Origin of the sequence: Streptomyces akebiae, assembly GCF_019599145.1 — a bacterium.
GTDB lineage: Bacteria > Actinomycetota > Actinomycetes > Streptomycetales > Streptomycetaceae > Streptomyces > Streptomyces akebiae.
Window position 1 is genome coordinate 3543849 of record NZ_CP080647.1, and the last position, 11882, is coordinate 3555730.

Genomic DNA, 11882 nt, shown 5'->3' on the forward strand with positions numbered 1-11882 from the left:
TCACCTCAGCGTAGATCCATACGGGTTACGGACGGGGGACGTCAGCGTGTCCGGCGCCATCCGCCGCGCCGGACACTTCACGCCGTCAGCCAGGACCTCAGGCGTTCCTCGCCCTTCAGGATCTTCGCCGTCTCCACCCGTTCGTCGCGTCGGTGCGCCAAGTGCGGGTTGCCGGGGCCGTAGTTGACGGCCGGGACGCCGAGCGCGCTGAAGCGGGAGACGTCCGTCCAGCCGTACTTGGGATGTGCCGTGCCGCCGACCGCCTCGATGAACGCCGCGGCCGCCGGGTGGGACAGGCCGGGCAGTGCGCCGGGGCTGTGGTCGTCGACGACGAACTCCTCGACCCCGCAGTCGGCGAAGACCTCGCGCACGTGGGCGATGGCCTCCTCCTCGCTGCGGTCGGGCGCGTAGCGGAAGTTGACCGACACGACGCACGCGTCGGGGATGACGTTGCCTGCCACGCCGCCCGAGATGCCGACGGCGTTCAGACCCTCGCGGTACTCCAGGCCGTCGATCACCGGGTGGCGCGGCTCGTAGGCGGCCAGCTTCGCCAGGATCGGGGCTGCCGCGTGGATGGCGTTGGAGCCCATCCAGCCGCGGGCGGAGTGGGCGCGCTCGCCCTTGGTCGTCAGCAGGACCCGCAGGGTGCCCTGGCAGCCGCCCTCCACCTCGCCGTCGGTGGGCTCCAGGAGGACCGCGAAGTCGCCCGCGAGCCACTCGGGGTGCTCCTCGGAGACGTGCTTCAGGCCGTTCAGGTCCGCGGCGACCTCTTCGTTGTCGTAGAAGACGAAGGTCAGGTCGCGGTTGGGGGCCGGGACCGTGGCCGCGATGCGCAGCTGCACCGCGACGCCGGACTTCATGTCGCAGGTGCCGCAGCCCCACAGGACGCCGTCGTCGTCGAGGCGGGAGGGGACGTTGTCCGCGATGGGCACGGTGTCGATGTGGCCGGCCAGGATCACGCGCTCCGCGCGGCCGAGGTCGGTACGGGCGACGATGTTGTTGCCGTACCGGTCGACCGTGAGGTGCGGCAGGGCGCGCAGGGCGGTCTCGATCGCGTCCGCGAGGGGCTTCTCGGTGCCGCTCTCGGAGGGGAAGTCGACGAGCTGCGCGGTCAGCCGCGCGGCGTCCAGCGTGAGGTCAATCGGGGTCTCGGCCATGTCCCCGACCCTAACGCGCCGCAGGGTCCGGGCCTCCCGGCGAGTGGATCCGGTCACTTCCGCACCCCTGTTCACATCACTGTTCACAACTCCTGCACGAGTGCCATTACCGTCCAGTACCTTGGACCGCGTGTCGGAGCCGTACCCCTTCCCCCCAGGTCCCCGTCCCCGCCGTCGCGGCCGTCGTGTGCTGCAGTTCATGGCGGCCTTCGTCGTGCTCGCCGCGATCGGGGCGTATCTCACCGTGCAGTATCTGACCGGTGGAAACGGCACCCCGCGGTGTGTGGTCGTGTCCGGGGCCGGCGACGGGGCGTCGTACGAGTTCACGCCCGAGCAGGCGGCCAACGCGGCGACGATCTCGGCGGTCGGCACCGCGCGCGAGCTGCCCGAGCGGGCCGTGACGATCGCGCTGGCGACCGCACTGCAGGAGTCGAGCCTGCGCAACATCGCGCACGGCGACCGGGACTCGCTCGGCCTCTTCCAGCAGCGGCCGTCGCAGGGCTGGGGCACCGAGCAGCAGATCCAGGACCCGGTGTACGCGGCGGGTGAGTTCTACGAGCACCTCGTCAAGGTCGACGGCTACGAGCAGTTGCCGCTGACGGTGGCCGCCCAGCGCGTGCAGCGCAGCGGCTATCCGGAGGCGTACGCCAAGCACGAGCCCGACGCCACGCTGCTAGCCGCCGCGCTGACCGGGCGGTCGGCGGCCACGCTGACGTGCGAGGGGCGCCGGGACACGACCGGCACCGGCACCGCCTACGCGGGCGGCCCGGACGCCGTGCGCAGCGCGCTCGCCCGGGACTTCGGGGACGACGCGTTCGAGTCGGCCGCGGCGGTGGTGAGCTCCGAGGACGGCGCCTCCGCCGAGGCGAGTGCGGCACCGAGTCCGAGCGTCTCCCCCGCCGCCGGGACCGTGACCATCCCCCTCGGGGACGCCGAGGAGGCGGACCGGGCCCGGCGCGGCTGGAAGCTGGCCCACTGGGCCGTGGCCAACTCCTCCCGGCTCGGCGTCGAGCGCGTCTCCTACGCGGGCCGGGAGTGGGTCGCCGAAGGACGGGCCGGCGCGTGGCGCAAGGCCCGGGGCGCGGCGGGCGGTGCGGTGGGCACCACCACCGAGGTCCGAATCGTCACTGGACAGTAGGCCGCACGGCTCACCCGTGCGGGGTAGGCGCGGCGCGTCGGGTGGACGGGGTGCACGGGTTTTCCCCTGCTCACCCCCGGTGTGCGGAATCCGTTGGGAACACAGGGCCGTAAGGATTCAGCAGACTGTCAGAGCGGGTGGCGTTTGTCCGACTGGATCCACATTTGATCATGCGACGCATTGCAAACTCTTTACGTCGGGGCGCCGCAACCTTCGGGGACTTCGAGCGGTAGTCACTGCGTCCGAGCCCGGAACGATCAACTCCCGGGCGCGGTCGGACACTTCAACGTTCTCTTCCGTCAAAGGAGCACCATGTCCCTCCCCCTGACCCGCCGGATCGCCCGTGCCGCGCTGCTGACCGCAGCGGGAGCGGCCTCCGTGGTCGGTGCGGCCGGCTCCGCGAGTGCGGCGCCCGAACTCCCGGCCACCCCGAACCTCGGCGGCCTGTCCGCCGTGGACGGGGCGAACGCCGGCAGCACCGTGGACGGCGCGACGCAGAACGTCACCGGGGTCGCGAGCGACGCCGGCACCAAGGCGTCCAAGCAGACCCTGCCGACCGTGAGCAAGACCGGCGGGAAGGCCGTCAAGACGACGACGCCCGTCGCGCAGAAGGCCGCCGGGGAGGCTGCCGGATCCGCGGGCACCGTCCTGGGCGACACGACCAAGACGGCGACGAAGGGCGGGCTGCCGACGGGGCAGCTGCCGGCGAAGAGCCCGCTCGGCTGACCTGCCGTACGTCGAAGGGGCCCGGGGAACTCCCCGGGCCCCTTCGACGTCGTGTGCGCTACGCCCGGGACAGGCGTTCGACCGCTGTCGCCACGCGCTCGTCCGTCGCCGTGAAGGCCACACGGATGTGGTGGTCGCCCGCTGAGCCGTAGAAGTCGCCGGGGGCCACGAGGATGCCGAGGTCGGCGAGGTGGGCGACGGTGGTCCAGCAGGACTCGCCCCGGGTGGCCCAGAGGTAGAGGCTGGCCTCGCTGTGTTCGATGCGGAAGCCGTGGGCGACGAGGGCGTCGCGGAGGGCCGTGCGGCGGGCCGCGTAGCGGGCGCGCTGCTCCTGGACGTGGGCGTCGTCCCCGAGGGCGGCGACCACGGCGGCCTGGGTGGGGGCCGCGGTCATCATGCCGCCGTGCTTGCGGATCTGCAGGAGCGGGCCGAGGACGTCCGGGTCACCGGCGAGGAAGGCCGCGCGGTACCCGGCCAGGTTGGAGCGCTTGGAGAGGGAGTGGACGGCGACGATGCCCTCGTACGAGCCGCCGTTGACGTCCGGGTGGAGGACGGAGACCGGGTCGGCCTCCCAGCCCAGCTCCAGGTAGCACTCGTCGGAGAAGATCAGGATGCCGTGCGAGCGGGCCCACGCCACGATCCGGGTCAGCTCGGCCTTGGACAGCACCCGGCCCGTGGGGTTGGACGGCGAGTTCAGCCAGAGGAGCTTCAGACCGGCCGGGTCCAGGGCCGTGGGGTCGTCGTAGACCTCGTGGTCCGCGCGGGCGAGCCGGGCGCCCACCTCGTACGTCGGGTAGGCCAGGCGCGGGTACGCCACCCGGTCGCCGGGGCCGAGGCCCAGCTGGGTGGGGAGCCAGGCCACCAGTTCCTTGGAACCGACGATCGGCAGGACGTGGTGGTGGGTGACGTCGCGGGCGCCGAGACGGCGCTCCAGCCAGCCCGTGATCGCGTCGCGCAGTCCGACGGTGCCCCAGACGGTGGGATAGCCGGGCGAGTCCGCCGCGGCGACCAGCGCTTTCTGGATCAGGTCGGGCACCGGGTCGACAGGGGTGCCGACGGAGAGGTCGACGATGCCACCGGGGTACGCGGCGGCCGTCGCCTTGTACGGCTCCAGCTTGTCCCAGGGGAAGGTGGGGAGGCGGTCGCTGACTGCGGACACGGGATCTGGCTCACTTTCTCACTGGCGAACGCCTCGGTCCCGTACGGCGATCATGGTGATCGGGCCGTACGGGACCGGGGCGGCGCGGATGCGGGCCGCCGGGGCGTCACCCCGGGGCCTGCGGCGTCGCTCTCAGGCCTGCGGCGGGAGTGCGGCGACGAAGGGGTGGTCGCGCTCGATCAGACCGAGCTTGCTGGCACCACCGGGCGAGCCGAGCTCGTCGAAGAACTCGACGTTCGCCTTGTAGTAGTCCTTCCACTCCTCCGGGGTGTCGTCCTCGTAGAAGATCGCCTCGACCGGGCACACCGGCTCGCAGGCACCGCAGTCGACGCATTCATCCGGGTGGATGTAGAGGGATCGCTGCCCCTCGTAGATGCAGTCGACCGGGCACTCCTCGATGCACGCCTTGTCCTTGACGTCGACACAAGGCTGCGCGATGACGTAGGTCACGCTGTCGTTCCTCCTCGATAGGGCGCTGGCGGGCCTCCTCAGGCTCCGCCGCCTGGCGCGCGGGAGCGCGGCGTCGTCGATGCCCGCACCTAGTATCTCCGTTCCTGGGCATGATCCGAACAGGAGGGGTGGACAGACCTGTGGAAATCTCTGCCGGTGGACGGCTCGAGATCCGTGTCTCTGCTGCTGACGTGGGCAAACGCGTGTCCGTACGGTGCGTCGACGACGCTGCCGCCGGGGGTGGGAAATTCACCGACACGGTCGGTGTTCTCACATCATGGGACGGCGGCGTGCTGTTGATCACCCGCCGGAACGGGGAGCGGGTACGGATCGAGGAGTCGTCCCTGGTCGCGGGGAAGGTCGTGCCCGCCGCCCCGGCCCGTCGGCGTGGGCCCGCCGCCTCGTACGAGGAGCTGGCGCGGGTCTCCGCGCGAGCCTGGCAGCCGGTCGAACGCGAGCTGCTCGGCGAGTGGGAGCTCCGGGCCGCCTCCGGCTTCACCCGGCGCGCCAACTCGGTGCTGCCGACGGGTGACCCCGGAATGCCCCTGGACGACGCGCTCACGGCCGTACGCGGCTGGTACGCGGCCCGGCGGCTGCCCGCCTACCTGCAGCTGGCCACGGGCGCCGAGGGCACGCAGGAGCTGCTGTGCGCGGAGGTGGCGGACCGCGGCTGGGTGCGTGAGGTGACCGCCGAGCTGTGGATCGGCGCGCTCGCGCCGGTCGCGGACCGGGAGTGTGCCGGGGTCGAGCTGTCGCGCTCGGCAGACGAGGCATGGCTCGGCCGTTACCAGCGCAAGGGGCTCGGCGAGGTCGCGCTGAAGGTGCTCGGGAGCGGGCCGTCGGTGTGGTTCGCGACCGTGGCGGGGGCCGGCGACGCGGGCCCGGCCGCCATCGGGCGGTGCGTCGTGGACGGGCGGTGGGCCGGTTTCGCGGCCGTCGAGGTCGATCCCGCCCAGCGGCGGCGGGGGCTCGCGACGACCGTGATGGCCGCACTGGCCCGGCGGGCGTTGGACGAAGGGGCCTCGGCCGGATGGCTCCAGGTGGAGACGGACAACGCGGGGGCGCGGGCGCTGTACGGGGGGATGGGGTTCGCGGCGCACCACGCGTACCACCACTACCGGGAGCCCCGGAACGCCGACCACGGTGACGCCGGTTCTGGTCCCGGATCCAGTCCGGGTTCCGGCTCCGCGCCGGATGGATCGTCGTGAGCGGGCATCACCCCGCCGTGCCGCCGCCCTTTCCCCCGGAGCCTGAGCGGGCGGGCGAGGTGCGGCGGCGGTTCGCGCAGGAGGCGCGGGCCGAGCGGCCCGACCTGGCCCTGCTGTGTCTGCTGGTGGGTGCCGCGGGCGACGGGACACTGGACGACGCGGGCGTCGACGCCGCCGAGATCGAGCTCGACCGGCTGGCCGGGCTGATGCCGTACCGGCCGGGGGCGCCGCGCGCGTGGGCGGTCGCGGCGGCCGAGCTGCTCGGCGAGCGGTGCGGGTTCCGCGGGTCCGCCGGGGACTACCAGCGGCTGGAGTCGTCGCTGCTGCACCAGGTGCTCGTACGGCGGCGGGGGCTGCCGATCCTGTTGTCCGTGGTGTGGATGGAGGTGGCCCGGCGGGCGGGTGCGCCCGTGTACGGGGTCGCGCTGCCGGGGCACTTCGTCGTGGGGTTCGGGCCGCGTGAGGACCAGGTCCTCGCCGATCCGTTCGACGGGGGGCGGGTGCTGAGCGGGAGCGACGCGGAGCTGCTGGTGGCCGGGGCGACGGGCGCCCCGCTGGACCCCGCGATGCTGAGTCCCGCCGATCCGCTCGACGTGGTGGTGCGGGTCCTCAACAACGTGCGGGCCTGGGCGGCGGCGCGGCCCGAGCGGACGGATGTGGCGTTGTGGGCGCTGGAGTTGTCGTTGGCGATGCCTTCGCATCCGGGACGGTTGCGGTACGAGTGGGCGCGGTTGCTGGTGCAGCGTGGGGAGTTCGTGCGGGGGGCCGCCGCGCTGGAGGAGTACGCGGAGGTGGTGGCCGGGGTGGATGCCGGGGCCGCCGAGAAGATGCGCAGACAGGCGGAGGCGGCTCGGGCTCGGCTGAACTGAGGGTGCGGGCGGGTTGTGGCCGGTCGCGCGGTTCTCCGCGCCCCTGGCTCTTCCGCGGCGCGTCGGCGGTCACAGCCGGCCCTTCTCGCTCGCGATGCGGACCGCTTCCGTTCGGTTTCGCACCGCCAGTTTGTGGATCGCCGTCGACAGGTGGTTGCGGACCGTGCCCCGGGAGAGGTGGAGGGCCTCGGCCACTTCCGCGTCGGTCGAGCCGTCGGCCGCCGCTCGCAGGACCTCGCGTTCGCGGTCGGTCAGGGGGTTCGCGCCCTCGGACAGGGCCGCCGTCGCGAGCGTCGGGTCGATGGACGATCAGGTCGCTGCCGCCGGCGGTGGCGAGGGCGAGGGCGAAGCGGACCCGCTGGACCTGGCCGCCGGAGAGCTTGTGCACCTTGCGGTCGGCGATCTGGGTGAGGCCGGCGCGGGCGACGACACGGAGACCGGGTACGGCCTGGGGTGCAGGGCGCAGGCGAGCCGGACCAGTTCGGTGACCGTGACCTCGTCCATCAGGCCGCCGCTCTGCAGCATCGCGCCCACGCGTCCGGCAGTGATCGCCTCGCGCGGACCGGTGCCGAAGAGGTCGATCGCGCCGCTGTCGGCGCTCTTGAGGCCGAGCAGCAGGTCGAGGGTGGTGGACTTGCGGGCCCCGTTCGGGCCCAGCAGGGCCACCGTCTCCCCCGGGCACAGGGCGAGCGTCAGTCCGTGCACTGCCCGGACGTCGCCGTACGCCTTCGTCACGTTGTCGAACCCCACCACCGCGGCGTGGGTGGCCGCGGCCGTGGTCGTCGTCGTGGTCGTCGTCATGGGCACCATCGTCGGCGCGCGGGGGGTGCGGGCGGCAGTGTCGGGTGTCCTCACCCCGGGATGACGGAAGTCATACCCGGAACGGCGGCGAGGGGGCACCCGGGATGTACCGGGTGCCCCCTCGTCGTGCCGGCGCGATCAGCTCACCGGCGCCCGCCGGGTGCCGCCCGTGGCGCGGCAGGCAGCGTTTGCGACGGGGCGAACGTCGCCTGCCGCGGCACTAGCTCGGGTCCGTCTCGATGACCGCCGTGCGGTCGGTGGTGCTCTTCAGGGCGAGGCGGAGGGCGCCGTAGACGTCCTCGACGGTGACGGGGGTCTTCTCGCCGTTGCCCCGGGTGATGAGGACGCCGTCGAAGGTGCCGCCGTAGAGCTCCTTGAGGGCCTTCTCGTCGTAGGAGTCGACGAGCTTGCCGTCGACGGCCTTGACGGTGAGGAACTTCCAGAGGGAGTTCTCCGGGCTCAGCGGGATGCTGTGCGCGGCGTCGGTCTGGACGGTCACGGTGCCCGACATGGCCGGCTCCGCGAACTCCTTCATGAACCGGTCGACCTCGGCCTTGTCGACCGACGGCTCCTTGGTGGTGGTCGGGAGCCGCACCGTGGCGGGCTTGCCGGTCTCGACCTGGGTGCGGTAGGCCTCCTCGACGGCGTCGGTGGACTCGTCGACCGCGATGCCCTTGCCCGCCTTGCCGTACACGGCGACGGCCTTGCCGGCCTCGTACTTGACCGTGCCGTCGCTCGCCGAGCCGGAGCTGCCTGCGGCGCGCCGCAGGGCGGCGTGGAGCTTCTCCTCGTCGACGGGCATGACGGGCTCGACGACGCGCTCCTGGCCGAAGAGCGCGCCGATCACCGAGACCGGGTTGTAGTCGCTGACGGCGGCGGCGCTGACCGTGGCCTGCTTGTCGAACTGGAGTCCGGCCTGGTCGGGCTTGAGGGAGACGGTCTCGCCGTCGACCGCGAGCTTCAGCGCCTCGTTCGTGCTCTTGCCGAAGGCCACGTCGAGCTTGTTGACGGCCTCGTCACGGGTGCCGCCGCCGATGTCGACGCCGAGGACGGTGGTGCCCTTGGGGACGTCCGAGTGGTTCATCAGCAGACCGGCGCCGTAGACACCGCCGCCGAGGACGATCACACCGCCGACGAGCAGGCCGAGCTTGCTGCGGCCCTTCTTCTTGGCCGGCTTGGCGGACTTGGTGTTCTTCGCCGGGCCGGACTTCTGCTGCGGGCCGGGGTCGGGCAGCTTGGGCGGGGTGTGCTGCACGGCGCCGTCGGGGCCGCCCACGCCGAACGGCGCGCCCTGGGTGCCGGGGGGCACGACCGGGATGCCGCTGGTCAGGGTGTGGCCGGAGGGGTTGTCGACGACGGGGCCGGAGCCGCCGTAGCCCGGGGTGCCGGGTTCGGGGGCGGGCCGCTGCGGGGTGAGGACCGCGGTGTCGTCGCTGATGCCGCCGCCGGGGCGGGCGTAGGCGCCGGAGGCACCGGGCGCGGAGAAGTCGGCGTCGGGGCCGCCGAAGGGGTTGCCCTGGTAGCCGGGGCCACCGGGACCGCCCTGGGCGGGCGGCGGGCCGAGCGGGCTGTCGCCGGTGACGGGGCCGCCGGTCGGGCCCGCCGGGCCGGAGCGGCCGTTCGGGCCGCCGGGGCGGCCGCCGTCGCCCGAGAAGTACGGCAGGTCGTCGCGCTCGGGCTTGGTGCCGGCGAGCGCGGCCGAGACGTCGAAGGAGCCGGTGCCGCCGCCGTGGCCGGGAGCGACCGGCTGACCGCCGGTGGCGCCGGGCAGCCCGCCGTTCGCGCCGCCGGGCCTGGAACCCGTGCTCGCGCCGGGGCGCGGTCCGCCGGGCTGGGCACCCGGACCGCCGGCCGTCGGGCCGGGTCCGCCCGCACCGCCGGGGCGGGCACCCGTGCCGGGACCGCCGGGCGCACCGGTGCCGGGACCGCCGATCGAGCCGGTGGAGAAGCCCGCGCCGTTGCTGCCGCCGGTGCTCGTGCCCTTGGCGGGGGTTGCGCCCTTGCGGGGCGCGAACCAGTCGCTGGTGGGCTTGTTGTCGTCGGCGGGCGCGGCGGACTCCGGCGCGGGCGCCGGGGTGTCCGTGAACACGGGCATGGCCGTGGTGCCGGTGGTCTCCGACTCGGACCCGGTGTCGTCCGCGGTGCCGTCGCCGTCACCGACCGGCTTGCGGACGACGACCGGCGGGATGGGGCGCGAGCCGGGGATGTTGATCCGGACCCGCGTCGTCAGTGTGGTCTCGGTCTTGGGTCCGTCCGGCCGCTCGCCGGCGGCCGACCGGGCCGCGTCGGCACCGGCCTGGGTGGCCATGGGTGTGCCGTACGGCGGTGTCCCCGACGGGTACGCGGTGCTGCCGCGCCCATTGGCCCCGGAGGACGAAGTGTCAGTTTCACGACTCAAGGCAGGTTCTCCCGGTTTGCTCCGCCGCCCGTCACGACCTCAACTCAGCGGGCAGCTCGGCGGCGCGCACCACCATACTGGCCACTTCCGGCGCGTATCCCACGACCGCGTGGGAAACCCACACGGGACCCGCACCCCCGCGCTGCGGCGAAGTGGTACGTCACTTCCCAAGTCGGGCGTCGGGCCCGGTCGGTTGCCACCCCCGCCCAAGGGTGGCGCACATCACAGCCACGGCCATGCCGCCGAGCAGGAAAAGGTACGAGCCCGCTCCCGCGCCGAAAAGGAAGTCTCCCTCCGGCCGCGTGGACGTCAGCAGGACGACGGAGATCATCCAGCCGGCGGCCGGCGCAACGGCCCCGGCCCGGCCGCCCGTCGCCCGGGCGCCGCCCAGGAACAGCCCGGCCGCGCCGAGCAGCGCGAGCAGCAACCCCCCGGGGAACCAGGCGGCTTGGAGCAGTCCGCCGGCCAACCCGACCACGGCTCCCAGCACGAAGAGTCCCAGGTGTGCGGCGGCCCGCCCCAGCGGGGGGAACGTCAACGGCTGGGCGAGCGCGCTGCCTTGCCCGCCCGTCGGCCGGTCCTTCGCGGTCATCGCCGGCTCTCCTCTCGGCGGCCGTGCGCGCGCACCACTCGTGTGTCATACCCATGCGTACGCATCACAGGGCCGTTCCGTTCTGCTGTTCGCCGAAAGTCTGCCGTTCGTCGAAAGAATCGCCGGGAATCCCCTCGAACAAGTCGCTCTCCCGGCTTCCGCCTTCGCGTCTGCCGCGCACCAACTCGTAGTACTCGGTCGTCAGGAGCGGCTGGGCCAGCCGGTTGGAGAGGACGAAGTACGGCTCGGCGACCTCGATCTGGGTGGCGTGCGCGCGCATCGCGGCGGCCTTCGCTGCCGCGAAGTCGGTGCCGTCGATCTCGGTGGTGACGATGTGGTCGTCCACCACTCCGGGCACATCGGTCACGCTCGCGGCCCGCTCGAACGGCAGCCGTCCGGGCTCGGCGAGATCGCGGCGGAGCCGGCCGAAGCCCTCCAGGAGCACCCCGCGCGGCACCCGGTTCCAGTAGACCTTGGCGATCTCCCAGGGCTCGCCCAGATCGGGGCGGTGGTCCGGGTCGGGGCTCAGGTCGGCGGCGCGCATGGCGACGCGGTGGGCCTGGATGTGGTCGGGGTGGCCGTAGCCGCCGTTCGGGTCGTAGGTGACGAGGACCTGGGGGCGTACCTCGCGGATCACCTCGACCAGGTGAGCGGCGGCCTCGTCGACGTCGGCGGACCAGAAGGCGCCGGGCCGCTCGTTCTGTTCGACGCCCATCATCCCGGAGTCGCGGTAGCGGCCGGGGCCGCCGAGGAAGCGGTGGTCGGTGACGCCGAGCTTCTTCATGGCCGCGGCCAGTTCGTCCACCCGGTGCGGGCCCAGTGTGTCGTCGCGGTCGGGCGCGAGGTGGGCGAGGCCGGGCGGGATGACCTCGCCCTCCTCGCCGAGGGTGCAGGTCACCAGCGTCACCCGCGCTCCCTCGGCCGCGTACCTGGCCATGGTCGCGCCGTTGTTGATCGACTCGTCGTCCGGGTGCGCGTGCACCAGGAGCAGTCGGCGGGTGAGCAGATCCGTCATGGGGCCACCCTACGAGGCCCCTGGTCCGCGCCCGTGCCGGGCGCGGTCATTCACAGGAACGGTCGGCCGCGGGGGTCGCGGGCCCGGTGGGACGGGCCCTGGGAGAGGCCCCCGGCGGCCGGAGGTGTCAGAACTTGATACTGCCGATCATGCCCGCGATGTTGGTCGTCAGCTCGCTGATCGTCGGCGCGATGGTCGAGGAGGCGAGATAGAACCCGAGCAGGATGCAGATGATCGCGTGTGGTGCCTTCAGCCCTGACTTCTTGATCAGGATGAAGACGATGATCGCCAGCAGCACCACCGCCGAAATCGAGAGTGCCACGGCGGCTCACCTCCAAAAGTTCCCTGGGACCTGGGGAGCGAAGCAGT

11 protein-coding genes and 2 pseudogenes are annotated in these 11882 nt (G+C 73.1%); 4 read left to right on the forward strand and 9 right to left on the reverse strand.

Annotated elements, in window-relative coordinates; all coding sequences use genetic code 11:
- Window positions 1-77 precede the first annotated feature (77 nt).
- Window positions 78-1157, reverse strand: coding sequence for a succinyl-diaminopimelate desuccinylase (gene dapE, locus K1J60_RS15135; protein ID WP_220646681.1), 1080 nt, complete (start codon window positions 1155-1157; stop codon window positions 78-80).
- Between the two features lie 130 nt (window positions 1158-1287).
- On the opposite strand from dapE, the gene K1J60_RS15140 reads away from it, so the two are divergent.
- Window positions 1288-2295 carry a heavy metal transporter gene (locus K1J60_RS15140; RefSeq protein WP_450165977.1) on the forward strand — a complete coding sequence of 336 codons (1008 nt, stop codon included), beginning with the start codon at window positions 1288-1290 and terminating at the stop codon, window positions 2293-2295.
- Between the two features lie 312 nt (window positions 2296-2607).
- Window positions 2608-3021 carry a hypothetical protein gene (locus K1J60_RS15145; RefSeq protein ID WP_033525521.1) on the forward strand — a complete coding sequence of 138 codons (414 nt, stop codon included), beginning with the start codon at window positions 2608-2610 and terminating at the stop codon, window positions 3019-3021.
- A gap of 58 nt (window positions 3022-3079) precedes the next feature.
- Here K1J60_RS15145 and K1J60_RS15150 read toward each other — a convergent pair whose 3' ends face one another.
- Both K1J60_RS15150 and fdxA read right to left on the reverse strand, forming a co-directional pair.
- Complete coding sequence (locus K1J60_RS15150; RefSeq protein ID WP_220646682.1) at window positions 3080-4180, reverse strand: bifunctional succinyldiaminopimelate transaminase/glutamate-prephenate aminotransferase; 1101 nt, start codon at window positions 4178-4180, stop codon at window positions 3080-3082.
- A 132-nt stretch (window positions 4181-4312) separates the two neighbouring features.
- Window positions 4313-4630 carry a ferredoxin gene (fdxA, locus tag K1J60_RS15155; RefSeq protein ID WP_005480604.1) on the reverse strand — a complete coding sequence of 106 codons (318 nt, stop codon included), beginning with the start codon at window positions 4628-4630 and terminating at the stop codon, window positions 4313-4315.
- A 140-nt stretch (window positions 4631-4770) separates the two neighbouring features.
- Here fdxA and K1J60_RS15160 point away from each other — a divergent pair, with 140 nt between their 5' ends.
- Window positions 4771-5838 carry a GNAT family N-acetyltransferase gene (locus K1J60_RS15160; protein ID WP_220646683.1) on the forward strand — a complete coding sequence of 356 codons (1068 nt, stop codon included), beginning with the start codon at window positions 4771-4773 and terminating at the stop codon, window positions 5836-5838.
- Window positions 5835-6707 carry a transglutaminase-like domain-containing protein gene (locus K1J60_RS15165; RefSeq protein ID WP_259407733.1) on the forward strand — a complete coding sequence of 291 codons (873 nt, stop codon included), beginning with the start codon at window positions 5835-5837 and terminating at the stop codon, window positions 6705-6707. The genes K1J60_RS15160 and K1J60_RS15165 overlap by 4 nt, the downstream gene beginning before the upstream one ends.
- Before the next feature lie 69 nt (window positions 6708-6776).
- Here K1J60_RS15165 and K1J60_RS15170 read toward each other — a convergent pair.
- The 6 genes and pseudogenes from K1J60_RS15170 to K1J60_RS15195 all read right to left on the reverse strand — a co-directional run.
- A pseudogene (locus K1J60_RS15170) lies at window positions 6777-7010 on the reverse strand (response regulator transcription factor); the annotation flags it as partial.
- A gap of 1 nt (window position 7011) precedes the next feature.
- Window positions 7012-7508 (reverse strand): annotated as a pseudogene (locus tag K1J60_RS15175) (ATP-binding cassette domain-containing protein); the annotation flags it as partial.
- 220 nt (window positions 7509-7728) lie between these two features.
- Window positions 7729-9906, reverse strand: a complete 2178-nt coding sequence (locus K1J60_RS15180; RefSeq protein ID WP_220646684.1) for a hypothetical protein — start codon at window positions 9904-9906, stop codon at window positions 7729-7731.
- Between the two features lie 160 nt (window positions 9907-10066).
- The gene (locus tag K1J60_RS15185) at window positions 10067-10498 is read right to left on the reverse strand and encodes a DUF6113 family protein (RefSeq protein ID WP_033525525.1); all 432 of its coding nucleotides are present in this window, start codon (window positions 10496-10498) and stop codon (window positions 10067-10069) included.
- A gap of 64 nt (window positions 10499-10562) precedes the next feature.
- Complete coding sequence (mshB, locus tag K1J60_RS15190) at window positions 10563-11513, reverse strand: N-acetyl-1-D-myo-inositol-2-amino-2-deoxy-alpha-D-glucopyranoside deacetylase (protein ID WP_220646685.1); 951 nt, start codon at window positions 11511-11513, stop codon at window positions 10563-10565.
- 127 nt (window positions 11514-11640) lie between these two features.
- Window positions 11641-11835 (reverse strand): hypothetical protein, encoded by a 195-nt coding sequence (locus K1J60_RS15195; RefSeq protein ID WP_005480627.1) that lies wholly within the window; start codon window positions 11833-11835, stop codon window positions 11641-11643.
- Window positions 11836-11882 lie beyond the last annotated feature (47 nt).